Source organism: Exiguobacterium sp. U13-1 (assembly GCF_001750115.1).
In the GTDB taxonomy this organism is placed as follows: Bacteria; Bacillota; Bacilli; order Exiguobacteriales; family Exiguobacteriaceae; genus Exiguobacterium_A; species Exiguobacterium_A acetylicum.
Genome location: NZ_CP015731.1, coordinates 2,586,192 through 2,606,984 on the forward strand (window position 1 = coordinate 2,586,192; position 20,793 = coordinate 2,606,984).

A 20,793-nucleotide genomic window follows, 5' to 3' on the forward strand; every position below is an offset into this window, starting at 1 on the left:
CTGAACCTCCTCTCAAACTTCTTTGACATCGACGCCAGAATCCGTCATGATTATTTTGTAAAGCGTTATCATTTCAGGGGAAAGTAGGGGATTTTCGATGAACATCGGGGTTGTATTGTTTCCATCGAAACGCGTTCAAGATTTTGCAAATTCATACCGAAAGAGATATGACTCGAAGTATGCACTGATCACACCTCATATCACGCTACGGGAGCGGATGGAAGTCGATGAGACAGAATTAGACCACATCGTGACGGAGTTGAATCGAATCGCGTCCGAAACGAAGCCTGTCAATTTGCACATTCAAGGAGCTCGTTCGTTCCATCCGACGAACAATGTCTTGTTCCTTAAAGTAATGCCAACGGATGAGTTAGAACAATTACATCGCGCTTTGCATACAGGGCCACTCGAACATAAGCCGAAATACGATTTCTTGCCACATATCACGATTGGTCAAGAACTGTCGGATGTCGAACTGTTCGACGTGTTAGAACGTCTCAAGATGGAAGATATTCGTTTCCAAGAGGACGTTACGAAAATGGCTTTATTGTATGAACTGGAAAACGGTGCTTGGAGTGTCTATGAGACATTCCGCTTCTCAGGTCAATGAATGATTAAACTTCCCGGTCGAAGCTTCGACCGGGAAGTTTTAGTTCTGGTAATACACCGTATGCATTTGCTTGTTCTTCTAAAAAATCGTCAGTTTCATGTTCACGATAAGCATCGATTGGGCGAATTGGTTGAATCCGAGCGACTGGCTCAGTCTTTAGTTGTGGATCGACACGTACTTGACGGTTCACATATTGCACGACTGTAAAATCGATTGCATTCATCCATTACACTTCCTCTCTCCTTCAACATGTTCATATTTGATACTTCCCCGATCCAGCACAAAAAAAACCAAGCCTCCCACTTAGGAAAGCCTGGCTTAATCGATCTTTTATTAAAGAATGTGGAATCCGCTATCAACGTGAAGGATTTCTCCTGTCACCCCACTCGACATTTGTGAAAGCAAGAACAGTCCACTTTGACCAATTTGTTCTGTCGTGACGTTACGATGAAGTGGCGCACGTTCTTCGATGCTATCAAGAATCGAATTGAAGTCGCCGACACCTTTTGCTGATACTGTCCGAATTGGACCAGCTGAGATGGCATTGACACGAACGCTTTGCTGACCATATTCAGCAGCGAGATAACGAACGCTTGCATCTAATGCGGCTTTCGCAACACCCATGACGTTGTAGTTCGGAACCATCTTCTCACCACCAAGGTACGTCAACGTGATGACGGATGCATCTTCCGTAAAGAAATCCTTCGCCGCCTTGACGACTGCTGTTAAGCTGTAGGCTGAGATATCAAGTGCTTGCGCAAACTGTTCACGCGTTACTCCAGAGAATTCACCACGAAGCGCTTCTTTGTCCGCGAATGCGATCGAGTGAGCGATTCCTGAAATCTTACCGTGATCCGCATGGATTGTTTGGAAGACCTGTTCGATTTCTTCATCACTTGTGACATCACACGTATAATAAGAAGCCGGACGTGATAATTCTTGCCCTAATTTTTCAAGTGGTGCTTTAAAACGTTCCCCGACATATGTAAATGCCAGGCTTGCTCCAGCAGCGTCGAGCGCACGTGCGATACCCCATGCAATCGAACGTTGGTTGATGACGCCCATGACGACGTACGTCTTGCCTTCGAGTGAAGGATAAATATTCATGATAGAGTCCCCCTTGAATTAGTACCTGGTAATAAAACCTATCTTCAGGTTACAAAAACGTAACGCTTCTGTCAACCATCGCTCTTGATATTGCGGATTTGATAAATTACGGTAATATAGAAAGTGATAGAAAGTAGGGATGAAATGAATCGATTCAAATCATTTACACAACGTTATGATCATACGTTGCTTTTTTTACTCGCCTGTCTGATGGTCATCAGTATCATCGCCATCTATACAGCACAACCTTCGCTTAAAGGTGCGATCAGTGCCATCAACTTCTCTGCCAAACAAATTCAATGGTATGTCATCGGCTTCATGGCGTTATCCGTCGTCATTTTCATCGATTATGAACAGTTGAAGCGATTCCACTGGTTTTTATATGGAGCAGGTATCGTGTCATTGATCGGTCTTGTCATTTTCCGTGGTACACCAATCGTCACTGAAATCAAAGGGGCATACGGTTGGTATCAATTCCCCGTTATCGGTACGGTCCAACCGGCTGAGTTCATGAAGTTCTTTTTGATCGTGACGCTCGCTGCCGTTATTACCGAGCACAATGCGCGTTATGTTCAACATGAAAGAGATCTCTTGTTACTTATCAAGTTAGTCGCGGTTACAGCCTTGCCGCTCGGTCTCATCATCATTCAGCCCGATTTAGGGATTGGTTTGATTCTCTGCGTCATCTTGGCATGTGCGATGTTATTATCAGGACTAAATTGGAAATGGCTTTTGACAATGTTCGGTCTGTTTGCAGGCGCCGTCATCATCTTCTTTTATCTGTTCTTTTTCCAGAACGATTTACTCGCCACCTTTTTCCCGGGTCACGCGATGAACCGGATCATGGCTTGGTTGCAACCATTCGAATATGCGGATGATCTGTCGTACCAGCTCGTCCAAGCAATCAACGCTACAGGTTCAGGGCAAATGTTCGGCGTTGGATACGGGAAACTGCAAGTGTTTGTTCCAGAATTGCATACAGACTTCATCTTTACGACGATTGCCTCACACTACGGTTTCATTGGAGCTGCCATCGTCTTGATCGTCTTGTTCCTGTTCGTCTATCGCTTGATTCAAATTGCACTTGAAACGGCGGATCCATTTGGCACCTATATCGTGACAGGATACGTCGCGATGTTTACGTTCCAGATTTTCCAAAACATCGGGATGACGATTGGTGTCTTACCGATCACAGGTCTTCCCTTACCGTTCATCAGTTATGGTGGATCAACGATGATCGTAAACCTCGTCGGTCTAGGATTGATCATGGCAATCGCCTCTCAATCTCGGATTTCCATGTTCGATGAGGACTAAACACAAATAAAAGGCAGTGGACCAAGTCCATTGCCTTTTATTTGTGTACTTCATCATTCCAGTCGGAGATCCTCAGGAAGTGGTGCTTCAAAACGAACCCGTTCTCCCGTCGCAGGATGAAGGAACGTTGCTGACGCACTATGGAGCGCCTGACGCGGCAGCAACGGGTTTCCTTGATACATCGTATCGCCAATCAAAGGATGCCCAAGAAAAGCAAGGTGGACACGAATTTGGTGTGTCCGACCCGTCTCTAGTCGGATATCGAGTAATGAGATTTCTTGGTCAAAGGCTCGAACTAGACGGCTATTTAAGATATGCGTAATGGCTCGTTGACCATCTGGTCGTACCATCCGTTCCATGAAAGAATGATCGGTTTGACCAATCGGTTGATCAATCGTTTGTACCGGTACGTTTCCGGGTGCATACGCTAAATAATGTCGTTCTAATTCATTGGATCGTTGCATAAGACTCATCCGGTGATGGGCAAGCCCATGTTTCGCGAACAAGACAAGACCACTCGTATCACGATCGAGCCGATTAACGATATGGATCGCATACGGAATTCCTTGTTTTCGGTAATAACCAAGGACATAGTTCGATAATGAGCGTTCTGGATGCAATCGTGACGGGATCGATGCCATGCCTGGCGGTTTATTGACGACGAGTAACCAATCGTCTTCAAACAAAATATCAAGTTCCCCTTCTGTCGCCACCATATCCGGTGCTGGTGTCTCTTCCGGGAAGAAGATATGGACATGATCACCCGCGTGTAAGACGTCGTGGACGTTAACATGCTGACCATTACGCGTGATATCCCCATGATTTTTAATCGATACTAACATTTTTCGTGAAATTCCTAAGCGGGTCGTACAAAAATGACTGACACGCCAGCCATTCTCGATGTCAGTCACCATCTGTTGTAGCTGAAATCCATTCATGTTTCCATTTCCTTTACTTTAACGTCTTTCGTCTGCCAGGAAAGATTCCCGCACCCGTTGCCAGAACGGGAAAGAACGAAAACGAGCAAATTTCACTTTTTTATCAGAGACCCGGCACCGAATCGATGTCACGTTTTGATGAATGATCGAAGCATAGTGGTCATAGGTCATCTGAAAATCAATCGGATTAACGGGACGAATTTCGACATCATGATGTTTCGGTAACAACATCGGTGAGCCGATCGTCCGGTAGACACGATTGTTGATGGAAGCCATCTCTGTAATTTGAATTGCTTCGAGCGCCGGGTGAACGATCGCTCCGCCGAGTGCCTTATTGTAAGCTGTGGAACCAGACGGTGTCGATACACACAACCCGTCCCCTCGGAATGTCTCGAAGTAGTCGCCTCGAATCGATAAATCGCAAACGAGCGTCTGATTAAAACTTTTAATCGTACATTCATTCAAGGCAAGCAGTTGGTTGTGTGAACCATCCGCATAATCAATCGAGAGTTCAAGCAATGGGTATTGAACCGTCGCCAAATCCTGCTTCGCGATATGATCAATCAGTTCATCCATTTCTTCAGGGCGCCAATCCGCATAAAAACCAAGATGCCCCGTATGAATCCCAACAAGCGTGATCGTCTCTACTTGATCTAGATACGAATGAAACGCCTGTAACATCGTTCCGTCTCCACCGATCGAGACGACGATTTCCGGCTGGCTGACATCAAGAATACATCCTCGATCCGTCAATGCCTGCTCGAGTTGCTGTTTCAGCGCATGAGATCGCTCATCATCACGAGCCGTGATTGCAAAACGCATGGTCATCCCCCTACTCTTTTAATCGTTCAGACGCCTTAGCGTCGCGTTGAAAGACGAGTTGTGCGTCTTGGATTTCTACTTTCAGCTGGCTCATCTCCGCATCAAGCAAAAATGCTGCCTCTGCCGCACGCCGCAATCGCTCACGCGTCTCTTCCGGAATATTTCCTTGGTACTTATAGTTCAACGAGTGTTCAATCGTTGCCCAGAAGTTCATCGCAAGTGTTCGAATTTGAATTTCGACTAATGTCGGAACTTCACCTTCGATTGTCTGTACCGGATAGGCAATGATGACGTGATACGATCGATAGCCACTATCCTTTTTTTGCGTAATGTAGTTTCGTTCTTCGACGATTTTGAAATCTCCGCGCGAGCGCAAGAGCTCAAGGACATGAATGATATCATCGACGAATTGACACATGATACGTAATCCGGCGATATCCTGCATATCTTGTTCTAATGACTCGCGCGCAATTGCTTTTCGTTCCGCTTTTTGAAGAATGCTCTTTACAGGTTTGACCCGTCCTGTGACAAATTCAATCGGTGAATGTTCTCCCCGTTGCTGAAATTGTTTACGAATCGCTTTTAGCTTAACTTTCAACTCATCGACCGCGATTTGATACGGCGCAAGAAATAAATCCCAATTTTCTTTTGTCATCTGATTTGTCACCACTTTTAATCGAATAGTATTGGTTCGGTGCCTGTTCCTACCTCATTCATGTTATCATATTTTCAGACATTCAACTAGAAAGGCGTGATTCCGATTAGACAAGAATTGGAAATCGAATTTAAGAACTTATTGTCTGAACAAGAATATCTATCACTATTTACCCATTATGCGTCAACAAAACAACCCATTTGGCAAGCAAATGATTATTTTGATACACCAGATTTTGAACTTCGTAAAAAAGGCGCTGCATTACGGATTCGTGAAAAAAAACAGGGACTCGTACTGACTTTAAAACAACCTCATGAAAAGGGGTTGCTTGAGACACATGTCACGTTATCAGCAACTGAAGCAGAAGATTTATTCAAATACGGTCTAATTCATTCCGAAGAGATGAACAATCAGCTAAAGTCATTTGATTTACAGGGATCTTTAGAACATTTAGGTCGATTAGAGACAGAACGAATCGAAACCGTTCTTCCAGAAGGATTGCTTGTCCTTGATAAAAGTCGCTATCTCGGACATACCGATTATGAGTTAGAGTTTGAGGTCAGTAACTTCGAACAAGGGCAAAAGGATTTCGAGCGACTTCTTTCAGAACACGACATTCCCAAGCGCAAAACAAAAAACAAAATCGTTCGCTTCATGGAACGTAAAGCGCTTTCTTGATTTTTCGTGTAAGAATGAACAAGCAAAACCTTTGCTCTTTCTTTTTTTTCGTTGCTAAAATAGGGTAACGATAACAACAGGAAGGGGTGAACGGATGGAACACGCACAATGCAACGGATCTTATTGTTCATTGGACGAACCATCGATTCAACAACCGACGAAACCTCTGGAAATCTATCATTTTCTAGATGTGACACAAACGGATGGTTTACGGTTGATACCCGTCCTCAAGAAGCTAGAGCTAGAATATGGTCATCTGTTCCGTCTTCGGACGATTGCAACGATTCCATGTGCTCCATCACGATCTGCATGCGATATGTCACCACTCGTCATTCTAAAAGCAATTGAGCTTCAAGGAAAAACGTTTGGTATGCGATTCATGCGACGCCTTCGAATGCTTCATAACGTCGAAGGAGAAAGTGCTTATAGTCGCCCATCATTGATGCGGCTAGCAGAAGCATTGACGGAGTATGGTTTGGATTTAGAAGAGTTCCATCGTGATGTGTCGTCGGATACGATTCAGCAAATGCTCGAGAAAGAAACTGAACTAGTCACCGAGTGGGATGTTCGGATTCTTCCGACACTTGCTTTCGTCGGAGACGAAGAAGCGATTAAAGCAGAAGGACCTTATGAGTATTTGGTGTATGTCTCGATCTTAAGTGAATTGCTAGATCATACGATCGAAAAACAACCGAAGCCACCACTCGAACAATTCTTGAGACGGTATGAAACAGCAACAACGGCTGAAATCGCCTTTATTTATGACGCTCCTGAATCCCAGATTGAACATGAATTAAAAAAACTAGTCTTGCAACAAAAATGTGCTTCTCTATCGTACTGTGATGGAAAAGTATGGCGTCATTTAAAAGATTCGGCACATGCATGATAAAAACATAAAAAGGACAGTGAAGCGTGCTTCACTGTCCTTTTTATGTTCAATCATAGACAAAAGAAAAAGTCCCTCATGACGAGAAGGACTTTTCTTTTGACCACTGGATGGGGGAAAAAGAGAATCGACTGGGGAATGTGACCCTCTTCACAATATAAGTATATCGTGGACCACTCCTCTTTTCCACTCTTTGTTCACTTTGTCACAAAGATGTCACTCTGCTAACAAAGATTCAAATTCATCTAGGACACGTTCAAATTGACGAAGTGCTGCTTCCACTGGTGCTTTTGTTGTCATATCAACACCCGCAGCTTTTAACACTTCGATTGGATAATCACTTGATCCCGCTTTTAAGAAATTGTTGATGTATCGCTCTACAGCAGGTTGTCCTTCTTCTAGAATCTGATCCGTCAAGGCAGCAGCAGCAGAAATACCTGTTGCATACTGATAGACATAATAATTGTAGTAGAAGTGTGGAATCCGAGCCCATTCTAGACCAATTTCTTCATCTAATACAATTTCTTCTCCAAAGTATTTTTGATTCAACGCATAATACGTTGACGTTAGGAATTCCGGTGTCAGCGATTGTCCAAGACGAGCCGCATCATGGATTGCATGTTCGAACTCGGCGAACATCGTTTGTCGGAACAATGTTCCGCGGAATGTTTCGAGTTGATTGTTCAATAGATAGAGTTTTTCTTTACGATCCGTCACTTTTTTCAATAGATAGTCGTTCAATAATGCTTCATTCGTCGTTGAGGCGACTTCTGCGACGAAGATTGAATAGTCACCATATGGATATGGTTGAGATTTCCGCGTGTAATAACTATGGACAGAATGTCCGAATTCATGTGCGAGTGTAAAGAGGTTGTTGATGTTGTCTTGCCAGTTCATCAAAATGAACGGCTGTGTATCATAAGCACCAGAAGAGTAAGCTCCACTCCGTTTACCACGCGTCTCCCGGACATCAACCCAACGTTCAGACAATCCTTCTTCGAGGATGTGCTTGTACTCCGCTCCGAGCGGTGCGAGTCCTTCAACCATCAATTGTTTCGCTTCCTCGTAAGAGACTTTCATCTCCACCTCAGAAACGAGTGGTGTGTACATATCATACACGTGTAGTTCATCGAGTCCGAGCACCCGCTTACGCAGGGCGACGTAACGATGGAGCAGTGGTAAATGCTCATGTACCGCTTCAACTAATCCATCATAGACGGACTCAGGAATCGCATTACCGTGTAAAGCTGCTGCGCGTGCCGATGGGAACTTCCGGACATCCGCATAGAAGTTGTCTTTCTTAACTGACCCAGCAAGTGTCGAGGCGAGTGTATTGGTGTATTTCGCATATGTTCCGTACATCGCTTTAAATGCTGCTTCACGGACCGAACGATCAGATGATTCAAGGAATGTGATGAAGCGACCATGCGTCAACTCTGTCTCTTCTCCGTCTTCCCCTTTAATTTTCGGGAATGTCAGATCTGCATTGTTCAACATACCGAACGTCGTACCGGATTGACCGAGTACTTCTCCTGCCTTCGCAAGAATCGCTTCTTCTGCTTCCGTCAGGACGTGTTCACGCTCTTGATTCAATTCATCAAATGCGTGACGATACATCGCAAGATCTGGATTCTCATTAAGATACGTCTCAATCGTTGACTCAGGTACAGCTAATAGTTCTGGTGTCATGAAAGCAAGTGTTGCTCCGATTTGCGACGCGAGCGTCCGAGCACGGTCGTTCATGGCTTGATAGAAGCTGTCTGCTGTATTTTCGTCATAACGCATGTGCGCGTATGTATAAAGCTTATAAAGGCGTCTTGAGACTTCGTCTCGTAACTGTAACCCTTCATAGAGCGTTTCTGCACTCTGTCCAAGACGACCCTTATACTCGACGAGTAATGGAAGCATCGCTTTCACCGATTCGAATTCTTCTTCCCACGCTTCGTTCGTTGCGTAAATCGACTCTAGATTCCATGTTTCTGTAACGTCAACATCTTGACGTGTTAATACTTCTGCCATTTCCCTCACTCCTTTAATTCAGTTATACCTGTTTTCTTTTCGACAAACAATCGAAGTGCTCCTGCTAAAACAGCTTATTCGCCTCCTCAATCCGCTCCATCCATTCCCTGACAAGAGCATCAATCAACTCTCTTTCAATTGATAGATTCAATTGCTGAAGCAGTTGATTTATGGCATGTTCCAGACAGATCGAAGTATATCTTCCTTTTAGCTCTAAAAAGACGACGATTTGAAATTCAAAGGGATGGACGGGTAGAAATAATAAACGTGTGATGGGAAGAAAGACAAAAGAGGGAAGATTTTGTAGATGGAAACCTGCTTGATACAGTGGAACCTTTAGGAGGCGTGGAGGTAATGAAGGATAAAAAGGACGTCGACGATAGCGATGAACGATTCCTTGCCATCGAGCGATTGAAAATTTCCGAGGAAATGATGAAGACTCTATCGAGAGAAAATCAGATAACGAAAGCGATTGAACCGTACAATAGACATGATGTTTCGCAAAAGGAACCGGATGTCGAAATCTCCGGATTTGATTCTCGACGATTAGATCCAAATAATCATTTTGTAAAAATGCTTGTCGCATCCAACCTTGCAATCGCAATGTGACACCCTGTGAAGGATGAAATCCGATCCACCGAACTGTTTGTTCTTGTTTCGCATCAAGTATGGCTCGTCTCATCCATTCCTCTGCCGACATTGGAGAACGTTGAATTTCAATTCCAAGTTCCCTTTCTGGTATCCACAGGTCAAAACGTCTCTCTCCAGTCATCCATTCAAATTCGACTTGGATACCTGCGTTTATTAAAGAATCGGCAATACGCTTTTTCCAGGACATATGCAAACTACTTTCTCCTGAACAAGCTGAGATATGTGCAAAATGTGGTCGTCGTCCTTGCCTGACGCGCAATGGCTTCAGGCAATACGGACAACGTAAGGACATCGCTTTTAATTCATGGATGGGAAATCTGTGAATCATGATGCGTTTACCAGAAGCATTAATGGCTTCAAACATCTGAATCGTCCCCTTTTGCTAGAGTAACGGTGAGAATAAACGTGAAATTGATTCAATCAATCGACGGCGTAATGGACGCCGATGAAACAGATCAGCATCAACTTGTGTTGAATGGCTAAAATCTTCATAAAAATCACGTGTCAGTTCATGAACAGAGTTTGTTCCGTATAAAAAAGCATTCACTTCGAAATTCAAATGAAAACTACGTAAATCCATGTTCGCTGTCCCAATCGTTGCGATGGCGTCATCGACGACGATGACTTTCGAGTGCATGAACCCTTTGTTGTACTCGTAGATTTTCACACCAGCTTGTAGCAAATCATCAAAGTATGAACGGCTCGCATAAAACACGATTTTATGATCTGGGAAACTCGGTAGTAGAATACGGACATCAATCCCTGCCATAGCAGCTGTCTTCAGCGCTGTCATGAGATCTTCGTCCGGTATCAAATACGGGGAAGCAATATAGACCGATTCACGCGCTTCCGTGATGAGCCCGAAGTAAAGTGATTTCATTGCCTCATGTGGCTCATCAGGTCCGCTTGCAATGATTTGAACGCCTCCTGTTGCTTCTTCAACGTACTCAAGTGGCTCCATATAAAACGGGGTAAACAGCCGTTCACCGGTCATGTAATACCAGTCTTGCAAAAAAATCAATTGGAGTTCAGAGACAGCCTCTCCTCTTACAAGAAGGTGAGTATCACGCCAGAAACCAAAATGTTGATCACGACCGATATACTCGTCGCCAATGTTGATTCCGCCTGTAAAAGCAACCGTTCCATCGATGACGACGATTTTCCGATGATTCCGGTAGTTAGATTTACTCGAAATAAACGGTAAGACGACGGGGAAAAACGCACGAACCTCAATACCAGCCGCCTGCATCTTCTTGAAATAATGTTTATCCGTCGAAAAACATCCGACAGCATCATAAAGAAAGCGGACCTCGATTCCTTGCTTGGCCTTTTCAATCAACGCTTCCTGTAACTGAAGCGCAAGTTGATCATCGCGTACGATATAGTACTCCAAATGAATATGATGCTGTGCTTGACGAATCTCTTCTAAAAGAATCGGAAACTTTTCCTGACCATTCGTCAAGATCCTTGTATGTGTATTATACGAAATCGGAAGGCGACTGATTGAATCGATAAGTGTCACAACTTTTCCATAATGTCCTTCTTGGAACACTGATTGGTGTACCCCTGCCTTAAACTGGGTACGATATTTAATGTAAGACTCTTCATCAAGCATTGCCTTCAGTCGAAACATTCGTTTTCGACGGTAATTCTGACCAAATGTGAAATACACGAATACGCCAACGACAGGCAATGCCATCATGACGAGTGCCCAGACGAGCGTTCGTTCTGGGTTCCGATTTTCAAGTAAAATGATGACGAACACGCTCATGACGACCAAGATGATGACGATGGACAGCCAACCTACCATATAGACACTCCAATAGTAGGATAAAAAGGCAATCAAGCCGATGGTCAAGATGAGGGTCATGAGAAGTTGTACACGTCGTAGCATGAATCCCCCTCCTTTTTTATGTAGATCGTACAAATCGTATTTTAACTGATGACAGAAAGGAAGCGTTTAAATGGGTACGTATATCATTACTGGTGCAACAAGTGGAATTGGTGAGGCAACTTCCCTTCAACTCATTCGGGAGGGACATACCGTCCTTGCGATTGGTCGCAATGAAGAAAAGGGATCCTCGCTTGAATCAAACGGAGAAGGACGTTTATATTTCTTCCCTGTCGACTTAGCTGATTCCTCTGCAATCGATGCGTTCTTTGAAGAAACACAAGAAGATTTCCCAGAAATCGATGGTATTTTCAACAATGCAGGTACTTTCGGGAAACCCGTTGCACCTGAACGTGTCTCCGATCAACAAAAAGAAGTGTTCCAAGTGAACTATCACGCGCCCGAACGAATCATCCAGCTTGCGACGAAACGCTTCTCAAAGGGTGCTTCTATCGTCAATAATAGTGCCATCGTAGGTCACGTTAAGTTTCCAGCAATGCTACTGCCTTATGCATCGTCTAAAAGTGCTTTACTGACGCTAACAAAGACATACGCCGCCCGATTCCATGGTAAGTACCGATTTAATGCTATTTGCCCGGGACCAGTCGATACAGCGCTCAGTCATGCGTTATATGGCGGGAAAGATAAATTTGATCTCGCAATGAAACATCACCTTCGAGGTGAACCTGCACAACCTTCTGAAATCGCTGAGGTCGTTTGTTTCTTACTATCAAACAAAGCGAGTTACATCAACGGTCAAGCGCTCATCGTAGATGGAGGCTACACCCTCACTTAATACCAGAACAAAAGGAGGTATCACGATATGTGATCCTCCTTTTCCTCGCACTTTTTCTGACCTTAGTTCGGAAAATGTTTCCGAATGAACGGAAAGACATCTGAAGCAATGATCTGTTTCCCGTATTCAGCGACAGGATGTATCGTTTGCTCGCTGAACTGGAGATACTCTGCGATTAAACTCATGACGTTTTCTTGCGCCTCTACGTTCACATCATCTTCGAAATGAACATGCAGTAAATAGAGTCCATCTTTTTGGTAAAGCGCTGTTTCAAGTTCTGCGAATACAGGAGCATTCGCATATTGACTGAGCGCGATGATATGTTCAAAATCGCGAGTTTCAAATAAAACATCTTGGCTTAACTCTGTATCTTTATCTTCTGTCTCAGACATCGCTGATCGTAAAAGTGAATCGAGTTCGTCTTCATCGACTTGCTCACCATCAACTGCATTTTTCGCGATCGTTACAGTGACTTCAAGACCTTTTTCAAATGCTTGCACTTGTATCCACAGTGGACCTTCGAAGGAGATGGACTCTTTTTCATTCGCTTCGTCCATCATTTGCCAGAATAACTGTTCTCCCCGTTCCCGGTTATACCAAATCTCATCTCGGGCAAAACCACGGCGTTCGATGTCGGTGTACGTGATGAAGAACTTGACCGTATTGTCATTGACGCGTTCGATTTTCAAACTGTCCACTCCTTTCTTCTCGTTCCTTATCTAGAATACGAACGAGGACATGACTTGGATTCATAGTTTTGAATCCTAAGGATATATTTCTATTCCTTTGTTATCTTTATTTTAACCTTTTTTATCGGTAACAAAAAGCACACTGCTCACGAAGCAGCGTGCTTTTCAAAATTACTCGTTTACAAGACGCTGTGCTTCCAAAAGTTGGAACGTACGCACCTTGCGCGGTAAGAATCGACGGATTTCATCCTCGTTGTATCCAACTTGAAGGCGTTTTTCATCAATCAAGATTGGGCGACGCAATAATCCCGGATATTCTTGAATCAAATCGTATAGGTGCTGCAACGATAAGTTTTCAACGGAAACATCGAGTTTCGAGAAGACTTTTGAACGTGTTGAGATAATCTCGTCCGTTCCATCTTCCGTCATACGAAGAATCTGTTTGATTTCATCGAGCGATAATGGTTCTGAAAAAATATTACGTTCAACGAACGGGATTTCATGTTCTTCAAGCCACGCGCGTGCTTTCCGACAAGAAGTACAACTTGGTGAAGTATAGAGTGTTACCATTGAAAAACATCCTCCCCCTGATTTAACATCATTCAATATCTATGTGAATAAGCAAATATTGATGATGGTTCTATTACTTGACAGTTTACATCTAATAAAGCAGAAAACCTAGCTTTTTTATAAAGATGAAAGAACTTTTCGTAAAAAAGCTTGTTAAAGCCACCACGTGGCTTTAACAAGCTGGCGTGTGATCAAATGGCTGAGAAATCGTCTCTTTTGCTTTAGGAAGTTTCATTTCTTTCAGTTTTTTCTCTAAAATATCCCGCAAAAGGCGCTTCTTCAGCTTTTTCTTCTTGTCACGTTCTTTCATATTCCGACACCCCAATCGGCCCGAAACAGAACTAACAACCTACGAAAGCGAAATAATCATCTTCTACATTAGTAAGTATACCACGTAAACTAAAAATCTATTCCTACTTTAAGCAATTAAATATGTGAGATTGTCGATTGAGAAATGAAAAACAGTTGCAATTTCTTTCAATTTTCTGTAGAGTGTATAGAAATATCAACGCTCAGAAAGGAGTTTTTCATTCATGGCATTAACACTCGTCACGATTCTCGATCATCCGATCGCTCAAAAATATTTATCTCGTTCTGGCTTAAATCATGCGATTTCAGTCGCGGAGCGCGCGCTAACACTTGCTACGAAACGCGGCTTAGATGCTGACACTGCTACGAAGGCAGCACTCTTACATGATATCGGTCATTACGAATGGTATACCGATGGCACTTGGAACTATGATTTATATCGCCAAAATGATATTCATGCCATTAAAGGAGCTGAACGTGCTCACAAACTTCTAATTCGCCTTGGTGAAGAACCAGCACGCGCAAAAGAAATTGCTCTCGCCGTTCTGTTGCATACGGATTCTTATCTTCCACCAGGTGCGATCAATCGAACACCTCTTCAACAACTTGTCCATGATGCGGATACGCTGGAAGAACAGCCGGGCGGACTCCATCATTACGAAAAAATTGACTTTGAAGAAGCCATGCGTCGTCTTGATGCAATCGATGCAGTCGTCCATCGATTTGCTCATCTACCGCGTATCGCATCAGAAAATTAAAAGGCATTTCCACGATCAACGTGGAAATGCCTTTTTGCTTTAACGATTATACGAGTTGCGCTTGATACGCTTCAAGTTCTGCATCCGTCATCGAAACGAAGTGACCTGGCTCGATTTCACGAAGTGGTGGAATGCTCGAATCTTCATCCGATTTACCGACCGGTCCACTCGTCGGACGATCGAAGATGATCCGTTTACGTGTCCGCTCGTGCTCTGGATCCGGAAGCGGAATCGCAGACAAAAGTGACTTCGTATACGCATGAACTGGATTCTCATACAGACGATCCGCATCACACAATTCAACGAGGTGACCCTGATACATAACACCGATCCGGTCTGAGATATACTTGACCATCGATAAATCATGGGCGATGAACAAGTATGTCAAACTGCGATCACGTTGCAGTTTTTTCATCAAGTTGACGACTTGGGCTTGAATCGATACGTCGAGTGCTGAAATCGGCTCATCCGCAATGATGAAGTCCGGCTCTACAGCAAGTGCGCGTGCGATACCAATCCGTTGACGCTGACCACCTGAGAACTCGTGCGGGTAACGACTCGCATGTTCTTTCGTCAAACCAACCGTCTCAAGCAAATCATACACACGGTTATTGCGCTCTTCTTTTGAGTTTGCTAAACCGTGAATATCGATTCCTTCAGCGATGATATCGCCAACCGTCATCCGTGGATTTAACGATGCATACGGATCTTGGAAGATCATTTGCATTGCACGGTTGAATTTCAATTTGTCTTTACGTGACTTCTTACCATGAACGTTTTCACCTTTGAAGATGACTTCGCCGTCTGTCGCTTCGTATAAACCAATAATCGAGCGACCAGTCGTAGACTTACCACAGCCTGACTCTCCAACGAGACCAAGTACTTCGCCTTCGTAGATATCAAATGAAAGTCCATCAACCGCTTTGACGACGCGTCCACGTCCAATATTGAAATGTTGCTTCAAGTTTTTTACTTCAAGTAATTTATTACGGTTTTCCATTATTTCAGACCGCCTTTCAGAAGCGATTTTGAGAACACGCTGTCCGGACGGTATTTTAACGCCAAGTCACGGATTGCAGCGGGTGGTTCGACATATGGAGCTTGTGGATGTAGCAACCACGTCGCCGCTTCGTGTGTATCTGAGATTTTGAAGAAAGGTGGTTCTTTCTCGAAATCAATCTTCATCGCGTATTTGTTACGCGGTGCAAACGCATCACCGACTGGTGGATGCATCAAGTTCGGTGGAGTTCCTGGAATCGCAGGAAGATCTTGTGAACGGTCATCAGATGGACGTGGCATTGAACCTAGTAGTCCCCAAGTGTATGGATGACGCGGCTCATAGAAGATCTCATCTACTGTACCTTTTTCAATCAATTTACCAGCATACATGACGGCTACACGGTCAGCCATGTTCGCTACGACACCTAAGTCGTGCGTAATAAAGATGATTGCTGTACCCGTTTTTTGCTGAATGTCTTTCAATAACTCGAGAATCTGAGCTTGAATCGTAACATCGAGTGCAGTCGTCGGCTCATCGGCAATCAACACTTTCGGATTACATGCAAGCGCGATTGCGATGACGATCCGTTGACGCATCCCACCCGATAATTGGTGCGGATATTGTTTCAGACGCGCTTCTGGATTCGGAATTCCTACGAGTGTCAAAAGTTCGAGTGTACGCTTTTTCGCTGCGTCACCTGTTAAGCCTTGGTGACGTTTTAGACCTTCAGCGATTTGTTTATAAATCGTCATCGTCGGGTTAAGTGATGTCATCGGATCTTGGAAAATCATTGCGATATCACGACCGCGGACTTTTTGCATTTCTTTATCGGAAAGCTTAACGAGGTCGCGACCTTCAAATAAGATTTCACCTTGTGTGATTTCACCTGGTGGGTTTGGGATCAAACGCATGATCGCTTTTGAAGTAACCGATTTACCAGAACCAGACTCACCAACGATTGCGAGTGTCTCGCCTTTTTTCAAATCAAACGATACACCGCGGACGGCTTGTACCGTCCCGGCATACGTATGGAAAGCGACATTCAGGTCGCGAACAGATAAAATAGTTTCCATTGTGAATGAGCTCCTCTCTAGTTTCCGTTAGCGTCGTAAACGTGGGTCGAACGCATCACGCAGTCCATCTGCCAACATATTGAAGCTGACCATGAGGAGTACGATGACCGTCGATGGAACAACGAGCAAGAATGGGAACGTTTTGAGTTCTTTGTACCCTTCGTTGATCAATGTACCGAGTGACGGTTGTGGTGGTGCAAGTCCTAAACCGATGAAGCTTAAGAACGCTTCGAAGAAGATCGCACTTGGAATCGTGAACATAAGCGAGATAATGATTGTTCCCAAGGTATTTGGAATCAAATGCTTGAAGATTAATCGTGCGCTAGAAGCACCAAGTGTCCGTGCTGCAAGAACGAATTCTTGGTTCTTTAGTTTCAGGATTTGACCACGAACAAGTCGGCTCATCCCGATCCAGCCGGTAATCGTCATCGCAAGGATGATCGTCGTGATCCCTGGTTCAAGAATCAAGATGAACAAGATGATCAAGATCAAGTTCGGTACACCTGTTAAAATTTCTGCAATCCGTTGCATGATGTTATCGACACGCCCACCGTAGTAAGCAGAAATCCCGCCGTATGTGACACCAACGAGAACGTCGATGAGTGCTGCCATCAACCCGATGAATAGCGAAATCTTCGTTCCTTCCCAAACACGTGACCAAAGATCACGACCAAGGTGGTCCGTTCCGAACCAGAAGTTCTCCGTCACCTGTTTTTGTTTATAAAAATCAATCGGCGTATCACCAAGTGTCGCCATACCGTCAAAACCAGCCCACTCTAAACCAGTAACTTTAGGCGGAAGTTTAGCTTGCGTGATTGTTTGGGTATAAGGGTCATTACCAGACAACGCAGGTCCGACCAATGACATGATCGCGATGATGATGATGACAGCAAGTGAGAGAATCGCTGCTTTGTTCTTGCGTAGACGCATCCAAGCATCTTGCCAGAAGTTTAAGCTTTTACCAGCAAGGCGTTCCCCTGCTTGTTCATTGAACTCAACGTGTTGGAACAGCGATGAATCAAACTGTTCTGCTTTTGCATTTGAATTTTGTTCAGCCATTATTTGTTACCCCCCAAACGGATCCGTGGATCAACGACACCGTACAGCAAATCGACGATCAAAATCATGAGAATGAAGACTGCTGAGAAGAACAACGTCGTACCCATGATGACTGTGTAGTCATTTTGTGTGATTGATGATACGAAGAGTTCACCAAGACCAGGTACAGAGAAAATCCGCTCAATGACGAGTGTTCCTGTAATCAAAGCAGCTGTCATTGGTCCAAGAATCGTAATCGCCGGAATCAAGGCGTTCCGAACCATGTGTTTCCAAGTAATCGACTGACCATCTAGGCCTTTTGCTTTAGCTAACGTGACATAATCCTGGTTCGTAACTTCTAGCATCTCTGTCCGGACGAATCGAGCAATTGAGGCTGTGACCCCAAGTGATAACGATATAGTCGGCAAGATGGTATGCGCCGGGCTTTCCCAGAACGCGACTGGCAAAACGCCCCATTTCACGCCAACGTAGTATTGAAGGAGTGAGGCGAATACGAATGACGGTACCGAGATTCCGATAACCGATACGAACATCGCACCGTAATCGATCACTGTGTTGTGGCGAAGCGCTGCGACAACACCTAAGACGAGTCCTAATAATACTCCGAGTACTAGTGCTTGAACTCCTAATTGAGCCGATGGTCCAATTCGTTCAGAGATTAAATCCGTTACCGGACGGCTATCATATTTGAATGAAATACCGAGATCTCCTTGGAACAAGTTGACCATATACGCTGCATAGCGTTGTGGCAGTGGATCATTCAAGTTGTACTTATCCCGAAGGATATTCAACTGTTCAGGAGAAAGTTTCTCCTGGTTTTGGAACGGTGAACCTGGTAGCAGATCCATCAGGAAGAAAGTGAACGAAGCGATGAGTAAAAACGTCAGTACGCCGTAAACCAGGCGTTGAGCTAAATAACGGCCCATAAGATGGCACCCCCTATAAAGATTTTCTGTTTTTTTCGAAACATCAATAAAATCAGTATGACCCACAATTGTCGGAACATTCAAGAATTTTGTCATAAAAATTTAAAAATTCTTTTTTAATTGTGCTTTGATTTGATGTTCGCTTGGATGTTTTTCTAATTTCATCCAATAGTCAGAATTTTTCGTTTGATTCCATTATACTTTGCTAACAAAGTAATTAGAACTACTTTTTTACGAAACTTTCACATTTTCGATAAAAATGAGTTTCCATTCATAAAAAGTAGTATAAAACAGGAGCGTACCCGAACTGATCAGGGGACGCTCCCATTCTCGATTACTTAATATCAACGTATTTGTATTGGAAATCTGCTCCGAACACTTGACGGTTGAAATCTTTAACCGTCGGACGGCTCAAGTATGCAGAACCTGCTTGATAGATTGGCGCGATGGCTTGATCTTTCTCAATCAATTGCGCTTCCGCTTGTTTGAAGAGATCGAGACGTTTGTTTAAGTCAGACTCTTCATTCGCTGCGTTCAACAATTTATCATAAGCTGCAGACTTGTACTTGACGTCGTTTTGGCTATTCGTTGATTCGAAGATAGAAAGGTTAGACATTGGATCCTGGTAATCCGGGCCCCAAAGTGAGTAAGAAACCTGGTAGTCTCCTTTTGATTCAAGATCGAGTTTATTCTTGAACGGTTGTTGTTTGATTGAAACAGTGACGTTCGGAAGATTTTTCTCGATTTGACCTTTCATGTACTCACTGATCTTCTTCGCATCTTCATTGTCGAATGAAAGAAGTTCAATCGTCGTTTTCTTATCGCCGTTTGCTTTTTTCCAAAGATCAGCTGCTTCTTTTCCATCACGGTCGAACCAGTTGATGTCGCTCGTATAGTCTTTACCAGACGCATCTTTGATGAATTCTTTCGGAATGAAGCTTGTTGTTGGAATCGAACCGTTCGCAAGAAGCGTATCTGTAATTCCTTTTGGATCGATAGCACGAGCAATTGCTTTACGTGCATCAACATTTTTCATCGTTGCATCTTCGTTATTGAACTTCAAATAAGCGATTGAAGAACGAAGTGCTGTCTTGAATTCAGGCTTCGATTTGTAAGCTTCAACTTGCTCTGAAGTCAGACCAGCGTAATCGATATCGTTTGAATCATAAAGGTTTACTACTGTTGACGTATCTTTGACGACACTGACCGTAACTTCGTCGAGTTTGACAGCATCTTTATCCCAGTAGTTATCGTTTTTCTTCAGGACACGTTTTGAATCCGTTTTCCAAGATTCCCAAACGAAAGGACCGTTATAGAGTAATTTATCTGGTTTAAGCGAGAAGTCTTTTTCATTCTTTTTGTAGAAGTCTTCACTGATCGGTGAGTACGTACCAAACGATGTCAGTGAAAGGAAATACGGCGCTGGACGCTCAAGTTTTACTTCTAACGTTTTGTCGTCAAGTGCTTTAACACCGAGTTCGTCGACAGCTTTTTTACCCTGTGTAACATCAGCGCCGTTTTTTAACGTGTCAAAGATGTACGAGTAACTAGATGCTGTTTTCGGATCAGCAGCACGTTTCCAAGCGAATTCGAAATCTTGTGCTTTGACGGGTGAACCATCAGACCATTTTGAATCACGAAGTGTGAACGTATACGTCAAGTTATCACTTGAGATATCTGTTTTTTCTGCAAGTGCTGGAATCGCTTTGCCGTCTTTATCGAGACGGTAAAGACCTTCCATCGTGTTCCCGATCATGTTGAAAGCGACAGAATCCGTAGCTTTTGCCGGGTCAACTGTCGTGATATCCGAAGAGTCTGTTAAGCGTAGATTTTTCTTTCCGTCTGTAGAACCTGAATCACTGTCTCCGCCACCTGTCGAACATCCAGCAAGCACTGCGCTTCCTGCAAGCATGACTGATAATGCGAGACCGACTGTTTTTTTCTTCATCGGTAAGTCATCTCCTTTTCAATTTCCAAGTTGCCATAATGCCTATGACATCAATAACGTCCCGTCGAAACTGCAATGTATTCCCCAAAATGCA

At 43.9% G+C, this 20,793-nt stretch carries 22 protein-coding genes; 6 read left to right on the forward strand and 16 right to left on the reverse strand.

Annotated elements, in window-relative coordinates; translation table 11 throughout:
• Positions 1–97: 97 nt before the first annotated feature.
• Positions 98–610: a YjcG family protein gene (locus ESP131_RS13535; protein WP_029342214.1), complete on the forward strand. Its 513-nt coding sequence runs from the start codon at positions 98–100 to the stop codon at positions 608–610.
• A gap of 4 nt (positions 611–614) precedes the next feature.
• Here ESP131_RS13535 and ESP131_RS13540 read toward each other — a convergent pair whose 3' ends face one another.
• Both ESP131_RS13540 and fabI read right to left on the reverse strand, forming a co-directional pair.
• Entirely contained in the window at positions 615–833 is a 219-nt protein-coding gene (locus ESP131_RS13540) for a hypothetical protein (protein ID WP_029342213.1), read from the reverse strand.
• Positions 834–943: 110 nt separating this feature from the next.
• Complete coding sequence (gene fabI / locus ESP131_RS13545) at positions 944–1,717, reverse strand: enoyl-ACP reductase FabI (protein WP_069940858.1); 774 nt, start codon at positions 1,715–1,717, stop codon at positions 944–946.
• A gap of 144 nt (positions 1,718–1,861) precedes the next feature.
• Here fabI and ESP131_RS13550 point away from each other — a divergent pair, with 144 nt between their 5' ends.
• Positions 1,862–3,031, forward strand: a complete 1,170-nt coding sequence (locus ESP131_RS13550; RefSeq protein ID WP_029342211.1) for an FtsW/RodA/SpoVE family cell cycle protein — start codon at positions 1,862–1,864, stop codon at positions 3,029–3,031.
• Between the two features lie 53 nt (positions 3,032–3,084).
• On the opposite strand, the gene ESP131_RS13555 is transcribed toward ESP131_RS13550, so the two are convergent.
• From ESP131_RS13555 to ESP131_RS13565, 3 genes are read right to left on the reverse strand one after another with little or no spacing between them, the layout of a single operon-like run.
• The gene (locus ESP131_RS13555) at positions 3,085–3,969 is read right to left on the reverse strand and encodes an RluA family pseudouridine synthase (protein ID WP_029342210.1); all 885 of its coding nucleotides are present in this window, start codon (positions 3,967–3,969) and stop codon (positions 3,085–3,087) included.
• Positions 3,970–3,987: 18 nt separating this feature from the next.
• The gene (locus ESP131_RS13560) at positions 3,988–4,791 is read right to left on the reverse strand and encodes an NAD kinase (protein WP_023468882.1); all 804 of its coding nucleotides are present in this window, start codon (positions 4,789–4,791) and stop codon (positions 3,988–3,990) included.
• Positions 4,792–4,801: 10 nt separating this feature from the next.
• Positions 4,802–5,446: a GTP diphosphokinase gene (locus ESP131_RS13565; RefSeq protein WP_035396676.1), complete on the reverse strand. Its 645-nt coding sequence runs from the start codon at positions 5,444–5,446 to the stop codon at positions 4,802–4,804.
• Between the two features lie 117 nt (positions 5,447–5,563).
• Between ESP131_RS13565 and ESP131_RS13570 the strand changes: the two genes are divergently transcribed.
• Positions 5,564–6,124, forward strand: a complete 561-nt coding sequence (locus ESP131_RS13570; protein WP_052169458.1) for a CYTH domain-containing protein — start codon at positions 5,564–5,566, stop codon at positions 6,122–6,124.
• A 94-nt stretch (positions 6,125–6,218) separates the two neighbouring features.
• Entirely contained in the window at positions 6,219–7,010 is a 792-nt protein-coding gene (locus tag ESP131_RS13575) for a DsbA family protein (protein WP_029342209.1), read from the forward strand.
• Positions 7,011–7,226: 216 nt separating this feature from the next.
• On the opposite strand, the gene pepF is transcribed toward ESP131_RS13575, so the two are convergent.
• The 3 genes from pepF to cls all read right to left on the reverse strand — a co-directional run bounded on the left by pepF (position 7,227) and on the right by cls (position 11,574).
• Entirely contained in the window at positions 7,227–9,029 is a 1,803-nt protein-coding gene (pepF, locus tag ESP131_RS13580; RefSeq protein ID WP_029342208.1) for an oligoendopeptidase F, read from the reverse strand.
• Positions 9,030–9,093: 64 nt separating this feature from the next.
• Positions 9,094–10,044, reverse strand: coding sequence for a competence protein CoiA family protein (locus ESP131_RS16565; RefSeq protein WP_071908824.1), 951 nt, complete (start codon positions 10,042–10,044; stop codon positions 9,094–9,096).
• An 18-nt stretch (positions 10,045–10,062) separates the two neighbouring features.
• Positions 10,063–11,574, reverse strand: a complete 1,512-nt coding sequence (gene cls, locus ESP131_RS13590; protein ID WP_034786055.1) for a cardiolipin synthase — start codon at positions 11,572–11,574, stop codon at positions 10,063–10,065.
• A 70-nt stretch (positions 11,575–11,644) separates the two neighbouring features.
• Here cls and ESP131_RS13595 point away from each other — a divergent pair, with 70 nt between their 5' ends.
• The gene (locus ESP131_RS13595) at positions 11,645–12,367 is read left to right on the forward strand and encodes an SDR family NAD(P)-dependent oxidoreductase (RefSeq protein ID WP_047393679.1); all 723 of its coding nucleotides are present in this window, start codon (positions 11,645–11,647) and stop codon (positions 12,365–12,367) included.
• 62 nt (positions 12,368–12,429) lie between these two features.
• On the opposite strand, the gene mecA is transcribed toward ESP131_RS13595, so the two are convergent.
• The 3 genes from mecA to ESP131_RS16810 form a co-directional block, all read right to left on the reverse strand.
• On the reverse strand, positions 12,430–13,056 hold the full coding sequence (mecA, locus tag ESP131_RS13600) for an adaptor protein MecA (RefSeq protein ID WP_023468889.1): 627 nt from the start codon (positions 13,054–13,056) through the stop codon (positions 12,430–12,432).
• 171 nt (positions 13,057–13,227) lie between these two features.
• Complete coding sequence (gene spxA / locus ESP131_RS13605) at positions 13,228–13,626, reverse strand: transcriptional regulator SpxA (protein ID WP_012370920.1); 399 nt, start codon at positions 13,624–13,626, stop codon at positions 13,228–13,230.
• A gap of 172 nt (positions 13,627–13,798) precedes the next feature.
• Positions 13,799–13,936 carry a hypothetical protein gene (locus ESP131_RS16810; protein ID WP_023468890.1) on the reverse strand — a complete coding sequence of 46 codons (138 nt, stop codon included), beginning with the start codon at positions 13,934–13,936 and terminating at the stop codon, positions 13,799–13,801.
• 223 nt (positions 13,937–14,159) lie between these two features.
• Between ESP131_RS16810 and ESP131_RS13610 the strand changes: the two genes are divergently transcribed.
• Entirely contained in the window at positions 14,160–14,693 is a 534-nt protein-coding gene (locus tag ESP131_RS13610) for an HD domain-containing protein (RefSeq protein ID WP_029342203.1), read from the forward strand.
• Between the two features lie 46 nt (positions 14,694–14,739).
• Here ESP131_RS13610 and ESP131_RS13615 read toward each other — a convergent pair whose 3' ends face one another.
• From ESP131_RS13615 to ESP131_RS13635, 5 genes are all read right to left on the reverse strand, one after another.
• Entirely contained in the window at positions 14,740–15,693 is a 954-nt protein-coding gene (locus ESP131_RS13615; protein WP_029342202.1) for an ABC transporter ATP-binding protein, read from the reverse strand.
• Positions 15,693–16,766 carry an ABC transporter ATP-binding protein gene (locus ESP131_RS13620; protein ID WP_029342201.1) on the reverse strand — a complete coding sequence of 358 codons (1,074 nt, stop codon included), beginning with the start codon at positions 16,764–16,766 and terminating at the stop codon, positions 15,693–15,695. The genes ESP131_RS13615 and ESP131_RS13620 overlap by 1 nt, the downstream gene beginning before the upstream one ends.
• A gap of 27 nt (positions 16,767–16,793) precedes the next feature.
• Positions 16,794–17,825 carry an oligopeptide ABC transporter permease gene (gene opp3C / locus ESP131_RS13625; RefSeq protein WP_029342200.1) on the reverse strand — a complete coding sequence of 344 codons (1,032 nt, stop codon included), beginning with the start codon at positions 17,823–17,825 and terminating at the stop codon, positions 16,794–16,796.
• The gene (gene opp3b, locus ESP131_RS13630; RefSeq protein ID WP_029342199.1) at positions 17,825–18,751 is read right to left on the reverse strand and encodes an oligopeptide ABC transporter permease; all 927 of its coding nucleotides are present in this window, start codon (positions 18,749–18,751) and stop codon (positions 17,825–17,827) included. Before opp3b ends, opp3C begins: the two co-directional genes overlap by 1 nt.
• 334 nt (positions 18,752–19,085) lie before the next feature.
• On the reverse strand, positions 19,086–20,699 hold the full coding sequence (locus tag ESP131_RS13635; RefSeq protein WP_047393676.1) for a peptide ABC transporter substrate-binding protein: 1,614 nt from the start codon (positions 20,697–20,699) through the stop codon (positions 19,086–19,088).
• Positions 20,700–20,793 lie beyond the last annotated feature (94 nt).